Genomic DNA, 24229 nt, shown 5'->3' with positions numbered 1-24229 from the left:
CCAGCCTACGGCCTTCGAGCGGCGGGCCGGGAGGGGCGGCCGAGCGGGCGCGGGGCGGCGTGGCGAGCGGTCCGGTTTGCGGCGACGATCCCCCTTATGCACCTCTCAATCAAGGCCGCGCGCCTTTCGAACCGGGCTGCGTGCCTCTCGACCGGAGCCCTGCGACTCCCGTTCCCCGCAGCGCTGCTCGCCGGATGCACCGCCGCCCTGCTGCTCCAGCCCGCTTCCGCCGCCTCCGCCGCGCCCCTCGCCCCCGGCGCCGAACGCCGTGACTTCCCCGGCGGCGGCACGACCACCTCGCTCCCGCTGTCCGCCGGGCACGGGCTCGCGCCGAGCACCACCCGACCGTACGAACTCCTCGGCGTCGGTTGGGACGGTCCGGCCGGGGCGCTGGACGGCGGCTCCGTCCGGGTCCGCACCCGGGACGCCGCCACCGGCCGCTGGAGCGACTGGCACACCCTGGAGGCCGACACCGAGGACGGCCCCGACCACGCCCCGCACGGGGCCACCGCCCCGCTGTGGACCGGCCGCAGCGACGGCGTCGCGGTCAAGGTCCGGCCCGGTCCGGCCGGAGCACCGCCCGGACTGCGGGTCGACCTGGTCGACCCCGGCGCCGGTGCCCCCGCACCGGCCGCCACCCGCACCCTGCCCGCCGCCCCGGCCGAGAGCGGCCACCAGGCGCCGCGCCCGGGGATCGTCACCCGGGCCGGCTGGGGCGCCGACGAGTCCCTGCGGGAACCGGGCTTCGAGTACACCGGCCCCGTCCGCGAGGTCTTCGTCCACCACACCGCGACCGCCACCGACTACGCCTGCACCGACGCCCCCCGGGTGATCAGGTCGATCTACCAGTACCACGTCAAGACCAGCGGCTGGCGGGACATCGGCTACAACTTCCTGGTCGACCGCTGCGGCACCATCTACGAGGGCCGGGCCGGCGGCGTCGCCCAGCCCGTCCACGGCGCCCACACCCTCGGCTTCAACACCGACTCCTCCGGGGTCGCCGCCATCGGCACCTTCGTCAACGACACCCCGCCCCAGCACCTCCTCGACGGCATCGCCGCCATCTCCGCCTGGAAGCTCGGCCTCACCGGCCAGGCCGCCGACGGCCACACCAAGCTCACCTCGGGCTCCGACGCCAGCCGCTACCCCAAGGGCACGGTCGTCGACTTCGACGCCATCTCCGGCCACCGCGACGCCTTCAACACCGAATGCCCCGGCAGCGCCCTCTACGCCCGGCTCCCCGCCCTGCGGACGGCCGCGGCCAGGCTCCAGGCCCAGTAGGGCCGTTCCCCGCACCCGGCCGGCCTGTCACCCTCCCCGCGTATCGTTCATAGCCTCAGGCACCACAGGAGGCGACGGCAGTGACGGGCGGCAGCGAGGCGGTACGGCGCTGGCGGCCGGGCTTCCCGCTCGACCCCGTCCGCACCCTGCTGCCGCTGCGTCGCGGCCCCGCCGACCCCTCCTACCGCACCGCCGGCGACGGCTCCGTCTGGCGTGCCTCGCGCACCCCGGCCGGCATCGGCACCCTGCGGGTGCTGCCGCGTCCCGGCGCGGGCGAGGTCGAGGCGACCGCCTGGGGCCCGGGCGCCCAGTGGCTGCTGGAGCGACTGCCCGTCCTGCTCGGCGCGGAGGACGACCCGGAAGCACTGGTGCTGCCGCCCGGCCCGCTGCGGGACGCCCAGCGCCGGACGGCCGGGGTGCGGCTCACCCGGACGGGGCTGGTCCTGGAATCCCTCGTCCCGGCGATCCTCGAACAGAAGGTCACCACCGACGAGGCCTACCGCGCCTGGCGCACCCTGCTGCGCGACTTCGGCACCCCGGCGCCGGGCCCCGCCGAGGGCATGCGGGTGGCGCCGTCGGCCCGCGAATGGGCGATGGTCCCCAGCTGGGAGTGGCACCGGGCCGGCGTCGACCCCAAGCGCTCCGCGACGGTGATGCGCGCCGTCCGGCTGGCCCCACGGCTGGAGCAGGCCTCGACGATGGGCCACGAACAGGCCTTCACCCGCCTGACGGCCGTCCCGGGCATCGGCATCTGGACGGCCGCCGAAACCCTCCAACGCAGCAACGGCGACCCGGACGCGGTGTCCGTCGGCGACTTCCACCTCCCCAACCTGGTCGGCTGGGCGCTGGCCGGCCGCCCCCGCAGCGACGACGCCCAGATGCTCGCCCTCCTGGAGCCCTACCGCCCCCAGCGCCACCGCATCTGCCGCCTCCTCCTCGCCACCGCCTCCCACGCCCCCCGCTACGGCCCGAGACTCACCCCCAACGACCACCGCCACCGCTGAGCCGAAAGCGGTGCGGCTACCGCACCGCGATGAACGCGTCCGCGCTGCGCTCCGGCCGCTCCCGCGGTGCCTCCGCCGGTCGGCCGACCGCAACGGCCCCCATCGGGTCCCACCCCTCCGGCAGGTCCAGCGCCGCCCGGACGGTGTCGCGACAGAACATCGTGGACGACACCCAGGCGGAGCCGTACCCCTCACCCGTGAGCGCGACCAGCAGGTTCTGCACGGCCGCACCGGCGGCCACCGTGAACATCTCCCGCTCCGCGGCGGCCCGGCGCGGGTCCGGGTAGTCGTGCGAGCCGTCCATCACCAGGCAGGGCACCACCAGGTACGGCGCGTCGCGCAGGACGTTGCCGCGGGCGGTGCGGCGGGCGATCCTGGCCTCGTCCCAGCCGTCGAGCTCGCGCAGGTCGCGCTGCCAGGCGCCGAGCATGGCGTCGAGCAGGCGGACCCGGGTCTCGGCGGACTCCAGCAGGACGAAGCGCCACGGCGTGGTGTGGTGCGGGGCGGGTGCGGTGACGGCGGCGGCCACCGCGCGCCGGACGGCGGCCGGGTCGACCGGGTCGGCGGTGAAGGAGCGGACGGTGCGCCGCAGGGTGACGGCCTGGCGCAGCGCCTCGGAGGTGCCGAGCCGGAACATGTCGTCGACGGCGGGCCGCACCAGCGGCCGGGTGCCGGCGCCGTCCTCGGCGGTGACCAGCTGTCCGAGCCCGCGCACGATCGCGACCGGGACGCCGCTGGCCTTGCCCTTGACCAGGTCGGCGGCGGCGGCGAGTTCGTCGGCGGTCGCGGTGACGGTGAGCATCAGCTCGTTGCCGTGGCTGTCGGTGCGTCCCCGGTGGTCCTCCAGGACGGACAGTCCGGCGGCGCCGATCGCGACGTCGGTGAGCCCGTTGCGCCAGGGCCGTCCGAAGGTGTCGGTGACGATGACGGCGAGCCGGCGGCCGGTGAGCTGCTGAAGCCGGGCGCGCAGCGCTCGCGCCGAGGCGTCCGGGTCCTCGGGCAGCAGCAGCACGGTGCCGGGGGCGGTGTTGGAGGCGTCGACCCCGGCGGCGGCCATGACGAAGCCGTTGCGGTTCTCGACGATCCGGGCCGGTCCGCGCCGGGCGACCACCCGGACGGTCTCGGCGTCGATCGCGGCGTCGCGGTCGGCGGCGTGCAGCAGCCGGCCCTCGGCCTTGCTGACGATCTTCGAGGTGACCAGCAGGATGTCGCCGTCCTGGTACGTCCCGGCCTTGGCGATCAGTCCGGCGAGGTCCGCTCCCGGGTCGACCTCGGGGATCCCGTCGACGCCCAGGACCTCCAGTGTCGGCGTCACTTGCGGACCTGCTCGGCCAGCGCCAGCGCCGTCCGTGCCATCTTGGCGGTGGCCTCGACGTCGGTCATCAGCAGCGGGACGGCCCGGCAGGCGATCCCGGCGGCCTCGACGGCGGCGACGGCGTCCTCGTCCGCGGTGTCCACCAGCCAGCCGTCGATCAGGTCGGGGCCGTAGTTGAGCGCGACCGCCTCGGCGGTGGCCTCGACGCCGACGGCGGCGAGCACCTTGTCGGCCATGCCCCGCACCGGCGCCCCGCCGATGATCGGGGAGAGCCCGACCACCGGCGCCGGGGCGGCGGCGACGGCCTCCCGGATGCCGGGGACGGCGAGGATGGTGCCGATCGAGACGACCGGGTTGGACGGCGGGAAGAGGATGACGTCGGCCTCGGCGAGCGCCTCCAGCACGCCGGGCGCGGGCTTGGCGGTGTCCGCGCCGACCGGGATGATCGCCTCGGCGTCCACGGCGGCGTGCAGCCGGACCCAGTACTCCTGGAAGTGCACCGCCCGGGTGCCCTGCTCGTCGGTGATCCGCACGTGGGTCTCGACCCGGTCGTCGCTCATCGGCAGCAGCCGCACGCCCGGGTTCCAGCGCACGCACAGCGCCTCGGTGACCTGGCTGAGGCTGTACCCGGCGGCGAGCATCTGGCTGCGGACGAGGTGGGTGGCGAAGTCCCGGTCGCCGAGCCCGAACCACTCGGGGCCGACGCCGTACTCCTTCATCTCGGCCTTGATCGACCAGGTCTCGTCGGTCCGGCCCCAGCCCTGTTCCTCGTGGATCCCGCCGCCGAGGGTGTACATCACGGTGTCGAGGTCGGGGCAGACCTTGAGGCCGTAGAGGTGGATGTCGTCGCCGGTGTTGCCGATGACGGTGATCTCGTCCTGCGGTCCGACCGCCGCGAGGAGCCCGCGCAGGAAGCGCGCCCCGCCGATTCCGCCTGCCAGTGCCACGATGCGCATGGAGTCATCCTGCCACGATCGGACTCTTCGTCAGTCCGCGCTCAATGGCGCTCGGCCTGGGCCCGCGGGTGCTGTTCGGGGACGGCCGTGGCGGTGGCGGCGCCGTACTGGTTCATCTCGGTCAGGCCCGGGGTGTAGAGGTGGATGGAGACGGCGGGTTCGAGCGCGCCGTTGACCACCTCGTGCAGGTAGCCGGAGGAGAACACCCGCTGCCCGCCGGGGCGCAGGGTGCGGGCGCCGTCGCCGGCGTGGGTGAGGGAGCGTTCGATCAGTTCGCCCTGGACGACGGTCATCACGCCGGAGGACTCGCCGTGGTCGTGGAAGCCGCTGCTCTGGCCGGGCAGCCAGCTGAGCAGCCAGACCTCGTAGCCGGGGCCGGTCTCCAGCCGGGCGTACCAGCGGGTCAGCGCGTCGTAGCGGACCAGCGGCTCCCAGCGGGCCCGGTCGGCGGCGATCTCGCGGACCAGCCGGGCGTACCCGGCGACGGTGGTGGGGTGGCCGGGCAGGTCGGTGCGGGCGAGGTGAGGGAAGGCGAGCGGGTCGCCGGCGATGGAGACGTCGCTGAGCCCGTCCGCCCAGCGGCGTCCGTCCGTACGACGGAGGGCGGGGGCGAGGCCCAGGCGGGCGAGCTTGTTGCGGTCGCGGTTCCGTTTGCGGATGCGGATCATGCGCACGGTAGTCGTCCTCGGATGAGTCGGCTGGTTCGGGGAGCAGCCGGATCCGGGATGTCCTGGGGCGGGATTCGCGGGCGGCCTCTGTGCTTCCTGGGGGCGGCGCGCGGTGGGACGCGGGCGCCTAGATACAGCAGGAACAGAGGCGACAACAGGAGTTCACGGCACGGCGGAGCGTGGAACCGCTCCGGGGGCTGGTGAACTCTGACATAGGGGCAAGGAGACCGCACCCGCGGGGCCGGTGTCAAACCGGAGGATGCGGCATTCGAGTGGATTAGGTCCGGATCTTTCCTGGATGGGGTGATTCATCACTCTCTATGTTTCGATGGGAAGATCGCCGGGAAGGCAGGCCGATGACCGGCCTGTGGCGGTGACCGAGCGTCATTTCGCGAGTGGTTGCGGACGTTTCGATGCTGTCCGAGGCTTTCGGACTAAAGGTCTGATGTGTCCGAATATGTACACTATTCGTAATGGCTTGGTGCCAGTGAGTGAATCCCGGCCTCAATACCAGAGCTCGGCTTGACTGGGCCAGAGTGACGCAACTGTAATTTCACTCGTGTCGTCAGCCGCACGAGGCAACGGCAACCACGGGGACGCCAAGTAGGGGCAGAGGAGGCGCGCCACATGAGCGAGCTCTTTGAGCTGTTGATCGGGGACGGCATCGCGGAGGACGAGGAGGAACTCGGTTGGCAGGAGCGCGCGTTGTGCGCCCAGACCGACCCCGAGTCCTTCTTTCCCGAGAAGGGCGGCTCGACCCGCGAGGCCAAGAAGGTCTGCCTCGCCTGCGAGGTCCGCTCGGAATGCCTGGAGTACGCCCTCGCCAATGACGAGCGCTTCGGCATCTGGGGCGGCCTCTCCGAGCGCGAGCGCCGTCGGCTCAAGAAGAGCGCGGTCTGAGCGGGGTGGCCCCTGACCCCCGCTGACCCTCCGCCAACGGCGGACGGCCGCACAGTTGTACGAGCGCCTCACCGTGACGGTGGGGCGCTTTCGCGTTCCCGGACCGCTTCCGCTCGTCCCGTGCCCCGTCTTCACCGCCTCCGCACCGGCACCGGGCACGAGACGGCCATCCGGAGCCGTTAGTGTGGTGCGCCATCCGGTTGCCGTTCACCGGCTGTGTCCACCGAGAACTGGGGCCCGCGCACTCGATGACCGTCTACAGCCACCAGAGCGGCTTCACCGCTTCCAGGCCGCCCGCCTACCCGCGTCACCTGGTCACCGCGGTGATCGTCTCGCACGACGGCGCCCGCTGGCTGCCGCAGGCCCTGGCCGGCCTGCTCGGCCAGGACCGCCAGGTCCAGCGGATCCTCGCGGTCGACACCGGATCCACCGACAACTCCCCGCAGCTGCTCGCCAAAGCGCTCGACGACTTCGGCCTCGCCGACGGGATGCCCGAGAGCGGCCCGCTGGTGCTCGGCCGCCGGGCCGGCTTCGGCACCGCCGTCGCCGAGGCCGTTTCGAGCTCCGCCCCCCTGCGTCCGGAAGACCTCCCGTACCGGCTCGACCCCTCCGGCTACGACCCGGTCACCGGCGGCTGGGACGACTTCGGTGACCCGCTCGCCCAGGAGGACGACCTCGGCCGCGGCGGCCCGCGCGAGACCCAGCCGATCGAGTGGCTCTGGCTGCTGCACGACGACTGCGAGCCGCAGACCGACGCGCTGCGCCGCCTCCTCCAGGTCGCCGACTCCACCCCGAGCGCCGGCGTGGTCGGCCCCAAGCTGCGCAGCTGGTACGACCGCCGGCAGCTGCTGGAGGTCGGCGTCACCATCGCCCGCTCCGGCCGCCGCTGGACCGGCCTCGACCGCCGCGAGCAGGACCAGGGCCAGCACGACCAGGTCCGCCCGGTGCTCGCCGTCTCCAGCGCGGGCATGCTGGTGCGCCGGGACGTCTTCGAGGAACTCGGCGGCTTCGACAAGGCCCTCCCGCTGATGCGGGACGACACCGACTTCTGCTGGCGGGTCAACGCCGCCGGCCACCGCGTGGTGGTCGCCCCCGAGGCGGTGCTGCGGCACGCCGAGGCGGCCAGCCGCGAGCGCCGGGCGATCGACTGCGGCCCCGCCCACCCGCACCGGGTGGACAAGGCCGGCGCCGTCTACGCCCTGCTCGCCAACTGCAAGGGCGTGCTGTTCCCGTACGTGCTGCTGCGCCTGGTGCTCGGCACCCTGGTGCGCGCCGTCACCAACCTGCTCGGCAAGGACCCGCGCCAGGCGGTCGACGAACTGGCCGGCCTCGGCCACGAACTCGTCCGCTTCCCAAGGCTGTTGGCCGCCCGCAAGCACCGCGCCCGGACCAGGGCGGCGGACGCCCTGGACGACCGCACGCTGTTCCCGGCCCCCGGCGCGACCACCCGGCTCGCCGTCGAGGGGGTGATCAGCTCGCTCGGGATAGGGGGCGGAGACGACTCCGGCAGCCGGCACGGCTCCGTCGAGGCCGGCGGCGACGAGGACGGCGAGGACCTCGTCGTCGAGCAGTTCGCGCTGCTCAAGAAGCTGGCCCGGCGCCCCGCGCCGGTGCTGTTCGCCGCGCTGCTGGTGTTCGCCCTGGTCGCCTGCCGCAGCCTGCTCGGCAGCGGCGAGCTGGTCGGCGGCGCCCTGCTGCCCGCCTCCGACGGCGCGGGCGGCCTGTGGTCGATGTACGCGGACGCCTGGCACCCGATCGGCACCGGCTCCACCGCCGCCGCGCCGCCGTACCTCGGCGTGCTCGCGGTGCTCTCCTGGCTGCTGTTCGGCCACGCGGACCTCGCGCTCACCCTGCTGGTCGTGCTCACCGTCCCGCTGGCCGCGGTCAGCGCCTACCTGGTGTCCCGGCCGCTGCTGGACTCCAAGCTGGTCCGCGCCTGGGCCAGCGCCACCTACGCGCTGTTGCCCGCCGCGACCGGGGCGCTCGCCCAGGGCCGGATCGGCACCGCCGTCCTCGCCGTGCTGCTGCCGCCGCTGGCCCGCGCCGCCGCGATCGCGGCCGGCCTCGGCATCCGCCAGGAGAGCGCCGCCAAGGGCGCCCGCCCCGGCTGGCGGCCGGTCTGGATGACCGTCCTGCTGCTCACCCTGGCCACCGCCTTCGTCCCGCTGACCTGGGCGCTCGCCGTGCCGCTGTGCCTGGCGACGCTGGTCGTCGCGGTGCTGCGCGGCGGCGCCTTCGGCTCCGGCGGTACGGCGCTGCGGCTGCTCGGGCTGCGCGTGCTGGTGATCCTCGCGGTGCCGGTCGCGGTGCTGGCCCCCTGGTCGCTGAAGGTGCTGTCGCACCCGCAGTGGCTGCTGCTGGAGGCCGGCCTGCCCGGTCTGCACGGCGCCGGGGCGAGCGCGGCCGGCCTGCTGCTGGTCAACCCGGGCGGCGCCGGAGTGCCGCCGGTCTGGCTCTCCGCCGGTGTCGTCCTGGCCGCGCTGGCCGCACTGCTGCGCGCCGACCGGCGCCGCGCGGTGCTCGTCGCCTGGGGCGCGGCCGGTGCCGGCCTGCTCTTCGCGGTCGCGGTGGCGGGCACCTCCGTCACCCCGGCCTCCGGCGGCCAGGCGGTGCCCGCCTGGGCCGGCCCGGCCACCCTGATCGCCGGGATCGCCCTGCTCGCCGCCGCCGCGATCGGCGCCGACGGCGCCAACGCCCGCGTCGCCGGGATCGCCTTCGGCTGGCGCCAGCCGGTGGCCGCCCTGGTGGTGGCCGCCGCCGTGCTGGCCCCGCTGGGCACCGGCCTGTGGTGGGCGCTGACCGGTGCCGGCGGTCCGCTGCACCGCGCCGCCGCCGGCCAGGTGCCCGCCTTCATCGCCGAGGAGGCCGGCACCACCGACCGGGCCCGCACCCTCGTCGTCACCGGGCAGAAGGGCGCCGTCCGCTACACCGTGCTGCGCGGCGCCGGCCTGACCCTCGGCCAGGCGGAGTCCACCGTCGACCCGGCCACCGGCACCCAGGACGGCCTGAACAAGATGGTCGGCAACCTGCTGGCCGGCTCCGGCGCCGACCAGGCGAACGCCCTGGCCGGCTACGGCATCGCCTACGTGCTGGTCGAGCGGCAGGCCATCGGCGCCTTCAAGGACGTCCTGGACACCACCCCCGGCCTGGTCAAGGCCAACCAGGAGGGCGACACCGCGCTCTGGCAGGTCAACGGCGCCCCTGCGGTGCGCGCGGTGATCACCGCCCCGGGCGCCAACCCGGTGGTCGTCCCGGCCGGTCCCCGTGACCTCTCCACCACCGTCCCGGCCGGCCCGGACGGCCGGGTGCTGCGGCTCGCCGAGTCCGCCGCCCCCCAGTGGAAGGCCACCGTGGACGGCACCGCCCTGGAGCCCACCACGGTCGACGGCTGGGCGCAGGGCTTCAAGCTCCCGGCCGCCGGCGGCAAGCTGAGCGTCACCCGCGAGGGCAGCCTCGTCCACACCGGCTGGATCTGGGCCCAGGTGCTGCTCGGCCTCACCATCCTGGTGCTGGCCCTGCCCGGCCGCCGCAACCACAACGACGACGACCTGCCCGAGGAGGTGGTGGCCGCCGCCGCGCTGGCCGCCGCCCAGGCGCAGGCCCCCGCCCCCGGCAGCCGCCGGGCCCGCCGGATGGCCGAGCGCGGAGAGGGCGGCGAGGGCGGCGAGCCCGGTGCCGAGGAGCCCGGTGTCTACGAGGGCCGGCCGGGCGCGATCCCGGCGCAGCCCACCGGCGAGCCGGTGACCGGAGCGGTCCAGGCGGCCGCCGCCGTCCAGGAGACCGAGCCGTACACCGACCCGTACCAGACGTACCAGCAGGCCGACCCGTACAGCTACGACCAGTACGCGGCCCAGCAGCCGGCGGCCGCGCCGTACGCAGGCCAGGGGTACGACGGCCAGGGGTACGACGGCCACCAGCAGCAGGCCTACCCGGGCTACGAGCAGCAGGGCTACGAACAGCAGGGCTACGAGCAGTACCCGCAGGAGCAGTACGGCTACGACCCCTACCAGCAGCAGCCCGGGCCGCCGCAGCAGGCCTGGCTGCCGGGCCAGCAGCAGGGCGAGCCGTACTACGACCCCAACGACCCGGGCGGCACCGGCCACTCCGCTGCGCATTACCCTCCGCACCAGCACGGATCGGGGAACTGACCCGCGATGAAGAAGCCCGCTTTCAGGAAGAAGTCCGGCGCCGGGCCCGAGGAGGCCTTCGAGCCCTCCGCCGTCGAGCCGGCCGAGGCCGTGGAGCCCGCCCGCGCGGCGGTGAAGGCCCCCGGCCGGTCCGCCGGGAAGACCACCCGGTCCCTGCTGGCCGCGGCCGTGGTGCTGGCGGCCGTCCTCGGGATCGCCGAGGTGCGCCCGGCGGCGAGCCCGGCCAAGGCGGACGACGGGGCCGCCCCCAGCACCGCCCAGGTCGAGCGGACCGCGGCGGTCTGCCCCCAGCCGTTCCAGGGCCTGACCGGCTCGACCACGCTCACCGCCTACACCCCGCCCGGCACCGGCTCCGCCACCGGCGGCGCCGGCTGGCTCTCCGACCAGGACGCCCCCGCCGCCCCGCCGACCGCGGCCCCCTCGGCCCCGGCCACCGCGACGCCGACCGGATCGCCGAGCGCGGCCCCGAGCGGTTCGGCGACCCCCGCCCCGGACAAGAACGCCGCGCCCGCCGACGCCAAGCTGACCCTCGCCAAGCCCGGCACCCCCGCCACCGGCCCGGCCACCAACGGTGACAGCGCGCCCGGCACCGGGGCCGTCGCCACCGGCGCGCTCGCCCCCGGCTTCACCGTCACCCAGACCACCGTGGTCACCGAGCAGCGCGGCCTGGGTCTGTCCGGCCTCACCTGCACCCCCGAGAACACCAGCTTCTGGTTCGCCGGGGCCAGCACGGCCGGTGACCGGGTCGACTACCTCAGCCTGGTCAACCCCGAGTCCTCCGCCGCCGTGGTCGACATCCAGCTGTACGGCGACAAGGGCCTGATCGACAACGACGCCGCCAACGGCATCACCGTCGCCCCCGGCAGCTCGCAGTCCGTGCTGCTGTCGACCATCAGCAAGGGCGCCGTCACCGACCTCGCCGTGCACGTGGTGGTCCGCTCCGGGCGGGTCGGCGCGGCGCTGCACGCCGCCGACGGCTCCAAGGGCGCCGACTGGATCCCCGCCTCGGCCGACCCGGCCCCCACCCAGGTGCTGCCCGGCCTGCCCGCCGACACCTCCGCGGCCCGCCTGGTGGTCTGGGCCCCGCCGGAGGACGACGCCGACCTGAAGATCCAGCTCTCCGGCAAGAACGGCTGGTTCACCCCGGCCGGCAACGAGTCGATCCACGTCAAGGCGGGCATGGTGGCCGCCGTCGACCTCGGCAAGGTCACCCGGGACGAGGTCGCCGGGCTGCGGCTGTCGCCCAGCGACGACAAGCACGCCGTCCCGATCGTGGCCGGCCTGCGGGTCGACCGCACGGGCGGCAACGGCAAGAGCGACGCGGCCTGGCTCACCGGCAGCAACCCGGTCGGCGCCCGCGCCACCGTCGCCGACAACCGGGCCGGCGTCTCCACGCTGTTCCTGACCTCCACCGGCGACGCCGCCACCGTCAAGGTCACCGGCTCGGCCGGCAGCGGCGGCGGCACCCCGGCGACCAAGGAGGTCCAGCTCCCGGCCGGCGGTACGGTCGCCATCCCGGCGCCCGAGCCCGCCGGGCTGAACGGGGTCTTCGCGCTCACCGTCGAGACCGAGTCCGGCGGACCGGTGGTCGCCGCCCGGATGCTCGCCATCCCCACCAAGGACGTGCCGATGTTCACCGTCCAGGCGCTGCGTGACGACCACAGCACCGTCCAGGTCCCGCAGGCCGCCCAGGACCCGGGCATCGTGCTGCGCTGACCACGCCTCCCGGGGCCTGCGGGCCGCAGGCTCCCGGGAGGTCAGTCCTCGTCGTAGCGCGGGTCGATCGCGTCCGGCGACAGCCCCAGCAGCTCGGCCACCTGCTCGATCAGGATCTCGTGCACCAGCGCCGCCCGGTCCTCCCGGGTCTTCGCCCGGATCTCCACCGGCCGCCGGTACACCACGATCTGGCTCTTGTGGCCCTTCTCGCCCGGCGACACCCGGCCCAGCGGCACGCCGTCCTCGGTGTCGGCGCCGTCCGCCTCGTGCAGCGGCACCTCCTGCACGGCGAACTCCACCTCGATCAGCTGCGGCCACCGCCGCTCCAACCGCTCCACCGACTCGCGCACGTAGTCGTCGAACAGTTCGGAGCGGGTGAGCGAGATCGGCACCTGGGGCGGCGCCAGCGGGCCGCGCAGCCCTCTGCCGTGCCGGTCGCGGTGCCGGGGGCGGCGCGAGGGGCCTGTCGATGACTGCGGTGCGGAGCTGTCCATATCACTGCCGAGAGTAGTCCTTGGCGGGTCGGAAGTGGACCACTCCGACGGGGGAATCGCCGGGGCGACGGCGCGTGCCCGGACGGCCGGAGCGAGCGGGGCGGCAGGAGCCGCACAGCGCGCCGAGGGCGCCCCCCGGGCCCGGCGGGCCCGTCCCCGCGGGCATGCGGACCGCGACACGGCACCCCCGCCGGGCAGGCGGTCTTCGCTCCCCGGCGGGGAGTGCGGTACCGTCCACCCTCGTGAGCTCTGTACGTCGTTGTTCGCGGACCGCGTGCGGCCGACCGGCCGTCGCGACGCTGACGTACGTCTACGCGGACTCCACCGCCGTGCTGGGCCCGCTCGCCACCTACGCCGAGCCGCACTGCTACGACCTGTGCGCCGAGCACGCCGAGCGGCTCACCGCTCCGCGCGGCTGGGAGGTCGTCCGGCTCGCCGCCGAGGCCGGGCCGCTGCGCCGCAGCAGCGACGACCTGGAGGCCCTCGCCAACGCCGTCCGCGAGGCCGCCCGCCCGCAGACCCCCCGTCAGGGCCGCTCCCCCGAGGGCGAGTCCCCCGAGGGCGGCCGCCGCGGCCACCTGCGGGTGCTGCGCTCGCCCGACAACTAGGTCCCGTCCCGGGCCCGTCCGGCGGACCCCCGCAGCCCTCACCCGGCACGATGCGTTCGCCCGGCCCGGGTACGCTGCCCGTCTGACCTCACCGCGGCCCGTCGACCGAACGGGCGGGTGGCCGACGTATCGATCAGACAGAACCAGGGTGGAGCCGCAGTGCGCGACCTCAAGCAGCTCGTGAAGGCGTACGACGTCCGAGGCGTCGTCCCGGACCAGTGGGACGAGAGCCTGTCCCGGGCCTTCGGCGCCGCGTTCGTGCAGGTCACCGGCGCGTCCGCGATCGTGGTCGGCCACGACATGCGCCCCTCGTCCCCGTCGCTCAGCCGGGCCTTCGCCGAGGGCGCGGCGGCCTACGGCGCCGACGTGGTGCAGATCGGCCTCTGCTCGACCGACCAGCTCTACTACGCCAGCGGCAAGCTCGACCTGCCCGGCGCGATGTTCACCGCCAGCCACAACCCGGCCCAGTACAACGGCATCAAGCTCTGCCGGGCCGGCGCCGCCCCGGTCGGCCAGGACACCGGCCTGTCCGAGATCCGCGAGCTGGTCGAGTCCTGGACCGCCGAGGACGACACCGTCACCGTTCCGGCCCGCGACGTGGAGCCCGGCGCGCTCTCCGCGCAGGAGACCCTGCGCGGCTACGCCGACCACCTGCTGGGCCTGGTCGACCTCACCGCGATCCGCCCGCTCAAGGTCGCCGTGGACGCCGGCAACGGCATGGGCGGCCACACCGTGCCGACCGTCTTCGACGGCCTGCCGATCGAGCTCGTCCCGATGTACTTCGAGCTGGACGGCACCTTCCCCAACCACGAGGCCAACCCGCTCGACCCGAAGAACCTGGTCGACCTGCAGGCCAAGGTCCGCGAGGTCGGCGCCGACGTCGGCCTGGCCTTCGACGGCGACGCCGACCGCTGCTTCGTCGTCGACGAGCGCGGCGAGCCGGTCTCCCCGTCCGCGATCACCGCCCTGGTCGCCGCCCGCGAGATCGCCCGCGCCAAGGCCGCCGGCGAGAGCGAGCCGACGATCATCCACAACCTGATCACCTCCTGGACCGTCCCCGAGGTGGTCCGCGAGCTCGGCGCCACCCCGGTGCGCACCCGGGTCGGCCACTCCTTCATCAAGCAGGAGATGGCCGTCACCGACGCCGTCTTCGGCGGCGAGCACTCCGCGCACTACTACTTCCGCGACTTCTGGCGCGCCGACACCGGCATGCTGGCCGCGCTGCACGTGCTGGCCGCGCTCGGCGGGCAGGAGCGCACCCTGTCCGAGCTGACCGCCGAGTACGACCGCTACGCCGCCTCCGGCGAGATCAACAGCACCGTCGCCGACCAGGCCGCCAGCACCGCCGCCGTCCGCGCCGCCTACACCGGCCTGGAGGGCACCACCGTGGACGAGCTGGACGGCCTCACCGTGGCCGGCCAGGACTGGTGGTTCAACCTGCGCGCCTCCAACACCGAGCCGCTGCTGCGCCTCAACGTCGAGGCCAAGGACCCGGCGCGGATGGCCGAGCTGCGCGACGGCGTGCTGGCCATCGTCCGGGGCTGAGCCCCGCCGTCGTCCGCGCTTCGGCGAAGCGCGCCTGACCGAAGCACGCGGTGCCCCGGCCGGTAGGGTTGCCTATCGGCCGGGGCACCTCCGTGCCACCACCGAACTTTGGAGAGCCCCATGAAGCTCGAATCCTTCCTGCTGGAGATCCTGGTCTGCCCGCAGTGCCGGGCCGCGCTCACCGAGGGCGGCACCGAGGAGCAGCCCGAGCTGGTCTGCACCGGCGCGGACTGCGGCCTCGCGTACCCGGTTCGCGAGGGCATTCCGGTCCTCCTGGTGGACGAGGCCCGCCGCCCGGCCTGATCATGTCGGGGCGTGTCGGACACGCCCCTGGGCGAAAGCCCCACCCGCGCCCGCCGACCACAGGACAGCCGGAGGCCCGCCGCATGCTCGACGACACCCTGCTCGACGACCCGGCCGCCCTTCAGCGCGCCGACCGCGACCGCGCCCTGCTGGCCCTGGCCGGCGCCGGCGCCCGGGTCCGCACCGCACTGCGGCAGGCCGACACGGCCGGCCTCGACCGGCTGCGCCCGGACGGCCGCCCGCGCGCCGTCCTGGTCGCCGGTCACGGCAGCGCCCTGACGGCGGCCGAGATCCTCGCCGTGCTCGCCGGGTCCGCCACCCTGGTCACCCCGCTGCCGCCGACCGAGGCCGCCGCCCCGCGCGCCGACCGGGCCGGAGCCCCGCCCGCCTTCACCGCCGGGCTCGGCTGGCAGCTGCCCGGCTGGGCCGGCCCGCTCGACCTGCTGGTGGTCAGCTCCGCCGACGGCGGTGAGCAGGGCCTGATCAGCCTCGCCGAGCAGGCGTACGCGCGCGGCTGCGCCGTCGTCGTCACCGCCCCGACCGGCAGCCCGCTGGCCGAGGCCGCGCTGCAGGTGCGCGCGCTGCCGCTGCCGTACGTCGCCGCGGTGCTGCCCGAGGAGGGGGCGCCCGCCGCGCCGGCCGCCGAGCCGGACCTGCCGGCCGAGGACCCGGCCGCCCTGTGGTCCCACCTGACCCCGCTGCTGGCGCTCGCCCAGAAGCTCGGCCTCACCCAGCTGCCGTACGACGCGCTGCCTGCCGTCGCCGACCTGCTGGACGCCACCGCCGTGCGCTGCCGCCCGGACGCCGCCGCGTACACCAACCCGGCGAAGGGGCTGGCCGCCCGGCTGGCCGGGACGGTCCCGCTGCTCTGGGCCGAGGGCCCGGTCGCCGGCGCGGCCGCCGCCCGGTTCGCCGCCCAGCTGGCCGACCGGGCCGGCCGCCCGGCGCTGGCCGGGGCGCTGCCGCAGGTGCTCACCGCCCACCGGGGCATGTTCACCGGCCAGTTGGGCGCGGGCGCGGACCCGGACGACTTCTTCCGTGACCGGGTCGAGGAGCCCGACCCGCTGTACCTGCAGGTCCTGCTGCTGCGGCACGTGCCCGGTACGGGTTCGTCGGAGGACCAGGACGGCCCCACCGAGGTGACCGAGGACGACGAGCGGCCGCGCAGCTTCGGCGTCAGCCGCGCGCACCGGCTGGCCGCCGCCCACGAGGTGCGGCTGACCGAGTACGCGAGCACCCTCCCGGACCCGCTGCACGCGCTGGCCGACCTGATCGCGCTGACCGACTTCGCCGCCGTCTACCTGGGGCTCGCCGCCGCGCAGTCCTGAGCGGGGATGTCTACGCTCGGCGAGTGAACGAGCGGAGCGAGCGAGCCATCGGCAGGTGCGTGTGGGCGAATGCCCCTGCCGAGCGCAGCGAGGTGGGCGCATGAGTACAGAGGGCGGGACGAAGGCACTGGTGGCGGCGCTGTCCGCGAACCTGGCGATCGCTGCGGCCAAGTTCACCGCCTTCGGCTTCACCGGCTCCTCCTCGATGCTGGCCGAAGGCGTGCACTCGGTGGCCGACTCCGGCAACCAGGTGCTGCTGCTGATCGGCGGCAGGCGGGCGCGCCGGGCGGCGGACGAGGAGCACCCGTTCGGGTACGGGCGCGAGCGTTACGTCTACGGCTTTCTGGTGGCGATCGTGCTGTTCAGCGTGGGCGGCCTGTTCGCGGTCTACGAGGGCTGGCACAAGGTCAACCACCCCGAGGCGCTGGAGTCCTGGGGCTGGGCGGTGGGCGTGCTGTTCTTCGCCATCGCGATGGAGGGCTGGTCCTTCCGCACCGCGGTGCGCGAGTCCGTCAAGGCCAAGGGCGGCCAGGGCTGGGTGCGGTACATCCGCACCGCCAAGGCGCCGGAGCTGCCGGTGGTGCTGCTGGAGGACACCGGCGCGCTGATCGGCCTGGTGCTCGCGCTGCTCGGGGTCTCGCTCACGGTGGCCACCGGCAACGGCGTCTGGGACGGCGTCGGCACCCTGTGCATCGGCGTGCTGCTGGTGCTGATCGCCGTGGTGCTCGCGCTGGAGACCAAGTCGCTGCTGGTCGGCGAGTCCGCCGACGAGGAGTCGGTGCGGCGGATCCGCGCCGCGCTGGTGGACGGCGAGGCCGTCACCGGGGTGATCCACATGCGCACCCTGCACCTCGGGCCGGAGGAACTGCTGGTCGCCGCCAAGATCGCCGTCAACGCGGAGGACAGCGCCGCCCGGGTGGCGCTGGCCATCGACGCGGCCGAGGAGCGGGTCCGGGCGGCCGTCCCGATCGCCCGGGCGATCTACCTGGAACCGGACGTCTACAGCGCCGAGAAGGCCGCCGCGGGCGAGGACCCGGCCGCCACCCCGGGCGGTCCCGGGCCGGCCGCGGCGCACTGACGCACCGTCCGCCCGGCGCTCGCGGGCCGGCGCTTGCGGGCCGGGGTCGAGCGGCGGTCGGATCGGCGACCGAAATCGGTCATCCGCAGACGGCCGGTGGGGCTGCCGGTGTAGATTCGTCACCAGAGCCAGAACGTCGCTGCTGATGGCGGTCGATCGGCGGTCCGTACCCCCAGGGTGTGCGCCGGTCGAGGGAGAGAGGTCCTCCGACGGTTTGTGCTGCGCAGCGGGGAACCGGTCCGCACCACGGGATCAGGTCGCCCCGGCGTAGCCGTGCACCCGGACGGCCCGCCATGCGCAACGCACATCCGTACCTTGGCCCCGCCCCACCCCATCAGCGAGGAGCAGACGCATGTCGACCGACATCACCGGTGACTTCAAGGTCGCCGACCTTTCCCTGGCGCCGTTCGGCCGCAAGGAGATCCAGCTGGCCGAGCACGAGATGCCCGGCCTGATGTCCATCCGCGCCGAGTACGCCGAGTCGCAGCCGCTGGCCGGCGCCCGGATCACCGGCTCGCTGCACATGACCATCCAGACCGCCGTGCTGATCGAGACCCTGACGGCGCTCGGTGCCGAGGTCCGCTGGTGCTCCTGCAACATCTTCTCCACCCAGGACCACGCGGCGGCCGCCATCGCGGTCGGCCCGGAGGGCACCCCGGAGAACCCGCAGGGCGTGCCGGTCTTCGCCTGGAAGGGCGAGACCCTGGAGGAGTACTGGTGGTGCACCGAGCAGGCGCTGACCTGGCCTGACGGCAAGACCCCGAACATGATCCTGGACGACGGCGGCGACGCCACCCTGCTGATCCACAAGGGCGTCGAGTTCGAGAAGGCCGGTGCCGCTCCGGACCCGTCCACCGCGGACAACGACGAGTTCCGGATCATCCTCGAGCTGCTCAACCGCACCCTCAAGGACACCCCGAACAAGTGGACCGAGGTCGCCGCCACCATCAAGGGCGTGACCGAGGAGACCACCACCGGTGTCCACCGCCTGTACGAGATGCACCGTGACGGCCAGCTGCTGTTCCCGGCGATCAACGTCAACGACTCGGTCACCAAGTCGAAGTTCGACAACAAGTACGGCTGCCGCCACTCGCTCATCGACGGCATCAACCGCGCCACCGACGTCCTGATCGGCGGCAAGGTCGCGGTCGTCTGCGGCTACGGCGACGTCGGCAAGGGCTGCGCCGAGTCGCTGCGCGGCCAGGGCGCCCGCGTCATCGTCACCGAGATCGACCCGATCTGCGCGCTCCAGGCGGCGATGGACGGCTACCAGGTCGCCACGCTGGACGACGTCGTCGAGATCGCCGACATCTTCATCACGACCACGGGCAACAAGGACATCATCATGGCCTCGCACATGGCCCGGATGAAGCACCAGGCCATCGTCGGCAACATCGGCCACTTCGACAACGAGATCGACATGGCCGGCCTGGCCAAGCTCGACGGCGTCGTGAAGACCGAGATCAAGCCGCAGGTCCACGAGTGGCGCAAGGCCGACGGCCGCACCATCATCGTCCTCTCCGAGGGCCGCCTGCTGAACCTGGGCAACGCGACCGGCCACCCGTCCTTCGTGATGTCCAACTCCTTCGCGAACCAGACGATCGCCCAGATCGAGCTGTTCACGAAGACCGAGCAGTACCCGATCGGCGTCTACGTGCTGCCGAAGCACCTGGACGAGAAGGTCGCCCGCCTGCACCTGGACGCGCTGGGCGTGAAGCTGACCACCCTGACCCAGGAGCAGGCCGACTACATCGGCGTTCCGGTCGAGGGCCCGTACAAGTCGGAGCAGTACCGCTACTGATGCGGTGACGCTGCAACGCCGGTGGCCGGCACCCCCCGTGGGTGCCGGCCACCGGCGCGTCCGGGCTCAGCGCAGGTTGCTGGTGGTCCAGGTGCTCTCGTCCGGGCCGGTGACGTGCACCAGGTTCAGCAGGCCGGTGAGGCCGCCGACCTGGTCGAGCAGCGGCAGGGTCTCGGGAAGCGCGCTCGCGCAGATCTGCAGGCCCGCCTCGTGCCGGCACGTCGGGTCGGGGGAGAGGTCCATCAGCTTGCCGCCCTCCGGGACCATCGCGACGGTGACGACCTTGTCGCCGACCCTCAGGTTGACGCTCGACTCCCAGACCGGTGTGCCGTTCGGGCGGGTCAGACTGGTCGAGTCCGGCCGGATGGACGACGGCAGGCCGCTCAGCCAGAACGGCAGCGGGACGTCCCGGCTGCTGCTCGTGACGGACTCGGCGATCCGGATCAGGTCGGCGTCGGGGATGAGGGCGGGGGCGTAGTGCTCCGCCGTGATCTGCGCCCACTGGCCGTCGGCGGCCTGCCAGCGCAGGACCCGGGTGCTGGTGTCGTAGCGGGGCTCGGCCGGATGCTCGACCCAGTACGCCGTCCGGCCGTTGATCGGCTCGGCCGGGACCTTCGCCTCGTCCGGACGGGTGTTGAGGGCCGGCTCCGGACCCGGGGCGCGCAGGACGATCTGGAGGCGCCGCATGCCCAGCCTCGGTTCGTAGACGGTGATGTTGGAACCGAAGGTGCCCGCGGCGTAGCCGAGGCCGTGGTCGCGGTCCACCCAGTCGGGCAGCCAGCCGACCTTGAGCTCGGAGGTCAGTAGGGGGGTGCCGTCGACGGCCCGGTCGGCGGCGGACGGCGTCGGGGCGGCCGCGGCCGTGACGGGGACCGGCGCTGCGGCGGGCGTCGCGTTGCCGGCCCGGGGCAGCATGACCGTGAAGCCGACCATGAGCGCCGTCGCGGCGGCCACCGCACCGATCGCGGCGCGCTGCCGGGTCCGCCGCCGGGCCCGTCCCCGGGTGATGGACGCCGTGAGGTCGAAGGCGGGTGGCGGGGCCGGCTCGTCGGCCAACTCCGCCAGGCGGGCCGTCAGTTCGGTGTTGTCGAGGTTGGTCATGATGCCCTCTCTGCGACAGTGGGAACGGGAACGGTGGCTGCGACGTGGGCTGTGACGGGGACGAGGCTGCGGCGGAGGCTGTCCAGGGCACGCGAGCTCTGGCTCTTCACGTTCCCCGAGGAACAGCCCAGGGCCTCGGCGGCCTGGTCGATCGACAGGTCGCAGTAGTAGCGCAGGACGACGGTGGCCCGCTGCCGGGGCGGCAGGGCCGCGAGGGCCCGGCGCAGGTCGAGCGAGGTGTCCAGGTCGAGGCTCGCGACCAGCGCCTCCGGGTCGATGTCGGTGCGGATCGTCCGGCGCCACCAGGAGGTGCGCTGCTCGGCGAGGAAGGTGTTGACCAGCGTGCGGCGGGCGTAGCCGTCGAGGTTGTCCGCCCGGCTCGCCTTCGACCAGTGCACGTACAGCTTGGTGATGGTCTCCTGCACCAGGTCGTCGGCCCGGTGCCAGTCCCCGCACAGCAGATAGGCGACCTTCCGCAGCCAGCCGCTCCTGGAGGTCACGTAGTCCGTGAACTCCGCGTCGCGCGTCTGCTTCGCCATCCGCACCCCCTCTCGTCGTCGTGACGGCGTCTCTCCCGCGCCGTCCACCCCCCTAATGCGCGCGGCTCCGGGAAATGTTGCACGCGGACGCGCACGTAGGCTTTCGGGCATGCCCAACGGTCGGTACTCGCTCCACGACGCTCATGACCACGTGCTGCTCGGCGAGGAGCGCTTCAGCTGCGCCCCCGGGGCGGCCGGGTGGCGGTACGTCTCCAAGACCTACGCGCCGGACGGCCGGGTGATCGGCAGCGTCGACCTGACGCTGGACTCGCGCGCCCGGCCGCTGCGGATGGAGCTGCGGGCCGGCGGCTGGCAGGTGCGCGGCGGCGCGGTGGACGGGGTCGCCTGGGTCCGTACCGACGCGGCGGACCCGGGCGGCGAGCACGCGACGGAGGGGAACGACCGGGCGCACGGCTTCACCGGGAGCTCGCCCGCCTTCCTGGTCGCCACCGCCCGGATGCTGCGGCTGCGGGAGGGGGCGAGCGCGCGGGTGCGGCTGGTGGCGTTCACCGAGCCGGTGCTGGCGCCGCGCACCTTCGACCAGGGGTGGCTGCTGGAGGGCGTGGACACCCACGAGACGGACTCGGGGCCGCTGGTGGTCGAGCGGTACCAGGTGGCGGACCTGGAGACGGGGGAGCAGCAGGTCGTGCACCTGGCGGGGGACGTGGTGCTGGCGGCAGCGGGGATCGAGCTGGAGGAGCTGGCGTCGCCGCCGAACGCCTGGGCGGTGGGGGAGCAGGAGTAGGGGAGCAGGAGCGCGGGGGCGGCGGGGCTCTGGAAGGTGGGGCTCAGGCGGGCGGGGCTCAGGCGGGCGGGGCGAAGCCGGCGTCGGGGGCGGGCGCGGCGGGCTGCGCGGGCTTGATGAAGGACGGGGTCGCCGGGGCGACCTGGGTCGGCTGGTACGAGGGGGGCGCCGGTACGGGCGCCGGCGCGGCGGGCACGCCGAGGACGCGGTGCGGCCGGCCGTCGGGCATGGCCACCGGGTGCGGGGCGGGCGCCTGGGCGGCGACCGCTGCCGCGAACTGCTGCTGGGCGCGCATCCACTCCCGGCGCTGGCGCTCGGTGAGCACCGCCCCCAGGTAGGCGGCCGGGTGCAGGCCCTGCGGCACCGGGTTCCCGATCCGGGCGGCCAGGTCCTCGGCCAGCCCGGCGGACATCCGGAACGTCACGCTCGGATCCAACTGGCCGATCCGGCCCAGCAGTTGGCGGGTGGCGAGCCAGAGCGGCTCGGGCACCGCCGACAAGTCCATCGAGACCAGCTCGCGGCCCATGTCGTGCAGCAGTTGCGGGTGCACCGGCGGCAGCGGGCCGGCCGCCCCGCCCACACCCGGGGTGCGCTCGCGGATCACCACCGTCCCGGCGAAGATGTCGCCGAGCCGCTTGCCGTCCGAGTTCAGCGCGGAGGTGATCACGGCCGGGGCGCCGGTTATCGCGATCACCTCGAAGAAGCCGACCAGCCCGCGCACCAGCGAGTGCCGGAACCGCACCGGACCGCCGTCGGTGCGCACCACCCGCAGGCCGAGCGCGGCCTTGCCGAGCGAGCGCCCGTGGGTGAGGCTCTCGATCATCACCGGCAGGGCGACCAGGAAGAAGACCATCATGCCGAGCATGGTGGCCGTCAGCGCCGCGCTGTCGAGGTCGGACAGGGCGACGCTCATCACCAGCGTGCAGATGAACAGGGCGGCGAACTCGACGAGCAGGTCGAGCACGATCGCCAGCGCCCTGCTCGGAAGCTTCGCCGTCTGCAGGTCGAGGACGACCGCCTCACCCGTCACCAGGTCGCTCAAGACACCTGTCCGTTCACGCTCGTGCGGGACGGGGGAGTGCGGTCGGATCGGCCCCCCACTGCCCGCTCTCCGCAGTCTGATCCGCAGCCGCAAACATACGGCGCCCGGTGGGCGCACGGGAAGTGAGATCCCGACGGCCGAACCGGCGGCGGCTCCTGGCATGCTGGGCCCGCACGTGTCCGTACGTACCTGCCCGACCGCGCACGCGCGCCTCGCGCCATCGCCGACCATGGAGCCGCCGAATGGACCTGGACGTCTTCGTCGCCACCCACCAGGGGGAGTGGGCCCGGCTGGACGCCCTCGCCCGTAGGCGCCGGCTCAGCGGCGAGGAGGCCGACGAGCTGGTCACCCTCTACCAGCGCGCCACCGGACACCTCGCCAAGGTCCAGGCCGCCGCGCCGGACCCGGCCCTGGTCGGCCGGCTGACCGGCCTGGTCTCGCGGGCCCGCAGCGCGGTGACCGGCGCCCGGACCAACGGCTGGCAGGACGTCGCCCGCTACTACACGGTGAGCTTCCCGGCCGCGCTGTACCGCGCCCGCCGCTGGTGGGTGCCGGTCGCGGCCGTCTCGCTGGCCGTCACCGTGCTGCTCGCCTGGTGGATGGCCACCCACCCCGAGGTCCGCAACAGCCTCATCGCCCCAGATCAACTGCGGGAGATGACCCGCCCCGGCGGACAGTACGAGGCCTACTACTCGGACCGGCCGGCCAGCTCCTTCGCCGCCCAGGTCTGGACGAACAACGCCTGGGTCGCCGTGCAGTGCCTGCTCTACGGGATCGCGCTGGGCATTCCGGTGCTCCTGGTGATGTGGACCAACGTGGTCAACCTCGGTGTCGGCATCGGACTGATGGCCTCCGCCGGGCGGCTCGACATCTTCCTCGGTCTGCTCATCCCGCACGGTCTGCTGGAGCTGACCGCGGTCTTCGTGGCCGGCGGGCTCGGCCTGCGGCTCGGCTGGACCGTCATCGACCCCGGTCCGCGGACGCGCGGGGTGGCGCTGGCGGAACAGGGCCGCTCGATCATCGGGATGGCCATCGGCCTGGCGACGGTGCTGGCGGTCTCCGGAGTGCTCGAAGCCTTCGTGACTCCGTCCGGCCTGCCGACCTGGGCCCGCATTTCGATCGGCGTACTGGCCGAGGTCGCCTTCCTCCTGTACGCCCTGGTGCTCGGCCGAAAGGCCGCGGAGGGCGGAGAGTTCGGCGATGTGGACGCGGCCGATCGGGCGGACCTGCAGCCGGTCGCGGCCTGAGCCGATGTGATCAACAGGCCGCTGACCTGCTAGTCTTCTCTCATCCCGGCCAAACCATTGACGTGGCGAGGACGGGCTAGTAGGTTTGAACGGTTGGGACTGACTGGACAACAGTCGGGCCCGGGCGTTAGTGTCTACGACACCGCCGAAATCGAGGCGAGCGCGTTTCACGAAATGCGCGCCCTCCGACGAAGCAAATCCCCCGGACTGCGCACACCGAAAGCTTTGATAAGCTTCGGAGCGAAGTTCGAAGGAAATCCCGCCAGCGGGAATCGGATGAAAGAAACTCCGGAAAACGGAGCGGAAAACATCTGGTAAGCTGGAAACACGAAAGAACGAAGCGCCCGGAGGGCCCGCTGGAAGGCGGTCCGAAGGAAGCGTCCGTTCCTTGAGAACTCAACAGCGTGCCA

General features: G+C 73.9%; 20 protein-coding genes. 13 read left to right on the top strand and 7 right to left on the bottom strand.

Annotated elements, in window-relative coordinates; translation table 11 throughout:
* Positions 1-96 precede the first annotated feature (96 nt).
* Together ACIG5E_RS35645 and ACIG5E_RS35640 are read left to right on the top strand one after the other, a co-directional pair.
* A complete protein-coding gene (locus tag ACIG5E_RS35645) occupies positions 97-1281 on the top strand; it encodes a peptidoglycan recognition protein (protein WP_396540794.1) in 1185 nt (394 codons plus the stop codon).
* 80 nt (positions 1282-1361) lie between these two features.
* The gene (locus ACIG5E_RS35640; RefSeq protein ID WP_396540792.1) at positions 1362-2285 is read left to right on the top strand and encodes a DNA-3-methyladenine glycosylase family protein; all 924 of its coding nucleotides are present in this window, start codon (positions 1362-1364) and stop codon (positions 2283-2285) included.
* A 16-nt stretch (positions 2286-2301) separates the two neighbouring features.
* On the opposite strand, the gene ACIG5E_RS35635 is transcribed toward ACIG5E_RS35640, so the two are convergent.
* Genes ACIG5E_RS35635 through ACIG5E_RS35625 form a run of 3 tightly spaced genes read right to left on the bottom strand, consistent with a single transcriptional unit; the run spans position 2302 to position 5230 of the window.
* Positions 2302-3600: a coenzyme F420-0:L-glutamate ligase gene (locus ACIG5E_RS35635; protein ID WP_396540790.1), complete on the bottom strand. Its 1299-nt coding sequence runs from the start codon at positions 3598-3600 to the stop codon at positions 2302-2304.
* Positions 3597-4556 (bottom strand): 2-phospho-L-lactate transferase, encoded by a 960-nt coding sequence (gene cofD / locus ACIG5E_RS35630; protein WP_396540788.1) that lies wholly within the window; start codon positions 4554-4556, stop codon positions 3597-3599. The genes ACIG5E_RS35635 and cofD overlap by 4 nt, the downstream gene beginning before the upstream one ends.
* A gap of 41 nt (positions 4557-4597) precedes the next feature.
* Positions 4598-5230: a cysteine dioxygenase gene (locus ACIG5E_RS35625; RefSeq protein ID WP_396540786.1), complete on the bottom strand. Its 633-nt coding sequence runs from the start codon at positions 5228-5230 to the stop codon at positions 4598-4600.
* 621 nt (positions 5231-5851) lie between these two features.
* Here ACIG5E_RS35625 and ACIG5E_RS35620 point away from each other — a divergent pair.
* The 3 genes from ACIG5E_RS35620 to ACIG5E_RS35610 all read left to right on the top strand — a co-directional run bounded on the left by ACIG5E_RS35620 (position 5852) and on the right by ACIG5E_RS35610 (position 11988).
* Positions 5852-6124, top strand: a complete 273-nt coding sequence (locus tag ACIG5E_RS35620; protein ID WP_030062195.1) for a WhiB family transcriptional regulator — start codon at positions 5852-5854, stop codon at positions 6122-6124.
* A 248-nt stretch (positions 6125-6372) separates the two neighbouring features.
* Positions 6373-10272: a glycosyltransferase gene (locus ACIG5E_RS35615; protein WP_396540784.1), complete on the top strand. Its 3900-nt coding sequence runs from the start codon at positions 6373-6375 to the stop codon at positions 10270-10272.
* A gap of 6 nt (positions 10273-10278) precedes the next feature.
* Positions 10279-11988: a DUF5719 family protein gene (locus tag ACIG5E_RS35610; RefSeq protein WP_396540782.1), complete on the top strand. Its 1710-nt coding sequence runs from the start codon at positions 10279-10281 to the stop codon at positions 11986-11988.
* 41 nt (positions 11989-12029) lie between these two features.
* Here ACIG5E_RS35610 and ACIG5E_RS35605 read toward each other — a convergent pair whose 3' ends face one another.
* Positions 12030-12482, bottom strand: coding sequence for a metallopeptidase family protein (locus ACIG5E_RS35605; RefSeq protein WP_396540780.1), 453 nt, complete (start codon positions 12480-12482; stop codon positions 12030-12032).
* Between the two features lie 164 nt (positions 12483-12646).
* Between ACIG5E_RS35605 and ACIG5E_RS35600 the strand changes: the two genes are divergently transcribed.
* From ACIG5E_RS35600 to ahcY, 6 genes are all read left to right on the top strand, one after another.
* On the top strand, positions 12647-13090 hold the full coding sequence (locus ACIG5E_RS35600; protein WP_396540778.1) for a DUF3499 domain-containing protein: 444 nt from the start codon (positions 12647-12649) through the stop codon (positions 13088-13090).
* A gap of 159 nt (positions 13091-13249) precedes the next feature.
* Positions 13250-14635: a phosphomannomutase/phosphoglucomutase gene (locus tag ACIG5E_RS35595; RefSeq protein ID WP_396540776.1), complete on the top strand. Its 1386-nt coding sequence runs from the start codon at positions 13250-13252 to the stop codon at positions 14633-14635.
* 120 nt (positions 14636-14755) lie between these two features.
* Entirely contained in the window at positions 14756-14938 is a 183-nt protein-coding gene (locus tag ACIG5E_RS35590; RefSeq protein ID WP_030289948.1) for a Trm112 family protein, read from the top strand.
* Between the two features lie 83 nt (positions 14939-15021).
* The gene (locus ACIG5E_RS35585; protein ID WP_396540774.1) at positions 15022-16266 is read left to right on the top strand and encodes an SIS domain-containing protein; all 1245 of its coding nucleotides are present in this window, start codon (positions 15022-15024) and stop codon (positions 16264-16266) included.
* A 100-nt stretch (positions 16267-16366) separates the two neighbouring features.
* Complete coding sequence (locus tag ACIG5E_RS35580; RefSeq protein ID WP_396540772.1) at positions 16367-17344, top strand: cation diffusion facilitator family transporter; 978 nt, start codon at positions 16367-16369, stop codon at positions 17342-17344.
* Positions 17345-17696: 352 nt separating this feature from the next.
* A complete protein-coding gene (ahcY, locus tag ACIG5E_RS35575) occupies positions 17697-19145 on the top strand; it encodes an adenosylhomocysteinase (protein ID WP_396540770.1) in 1449 nt (482 codons plus the stop codon).
* 66 nt (positions 19146-19211) lie between these two features.
* On the opposite strand, the gene ACIG5E_RS35570 is transcribed toward ahcY, so the two are convergent.
* Together ACIG5E_RS35570 and ACIG5E_RS35565 are read right to left on the bottom strand one after the other, a co-directional pair.
* Positions 19212-20246 carry a hypothetical protein gene (locus ACIG5E_RS35570; RefSeq protein WP_396540768.1) on the bottom strand — a complete coding sequence of 345 codons (1035 nt, stop codon included), beginning with the start codon at positions 20244-20246 and terminating at the stop codon, positions 19212-19214.
* On the bottom strand, positions 20243-20785 hold the full coding sequence (locus ACIG5E_RS35565) for a SigE family RNA polymerase sigma factor (RefSeq protein WP_396540766.1): 543 nt from the start codon (positions 20783-20785) through the stop codon (positions 20243-20245). Before ACIG5E_RS35565 ends, ACIG5E_RS35570 begins: the two co-directional genes overlap by 4 nt.
* A 109-nt stretch (positions 20786-20894) precedes the next feature.
* Between ACIG5E_RS35565 and ACIG5E_RS35560 the strand changes: the two genes are divergently transcribed.
* Positions 20895-21530: a hypothetical protein gene (locus ACIG5E_RS35560; protein WP_396540764.1), complete on the top strand. Its 636-nt coding sequence runs from the start codon at positions 20895-20897 to the stop codon at positions 21528-21530.
* Between the two features lie 58 nt (positions 21531-21588).
* Here ACIG5E_RS35560 and ACIG5E_RS35555 read toward each other — a convergent pair whose 3' ends face one another.
* The gene (locus ACIG5E_RS35555) at positions 21589-22572 is read right to left on the bottom strand and encodes an RDD family protein (protein WP_396540762.1); all 984 of its coding nucleotides are present in this window, start codon (positions 22570-22572) and stop codon (positions 21589-21591) included.
* Positions 22573-22814: 242 nt separating this feature from the next.
* Here ACIG5E_RS35555 and ACIG5E_RS35550 point away from each other — a divergent pair, with 242 nt between their 5' ends.
* A complete protein-coding gene (locus ACIG5E_RS35550) occupies positions 22815-23819 on the top strand; it encodes a stage II sporulation protein M (RefSeq protein ID WP_396540760.1) in 1005 nt (334 codons plus the stop codon).
* Positions 23820-24229: the final 410 nt, after the last annotated feature.

Origin of the sequence: Kitasatospora sp. NPDC053057 (assembly GCF_044546945.1) — a bacterium.
Lineage (GTDB): Bacteria > Actinomycetota > Actinomycetes > Streptomycetales > Streptomycetaceae > Kitasatospora.
Note: the sequence above shows the minus strand (reverse complement) of the source record. Positions and strands in the feature narration are given on the sequence as shown.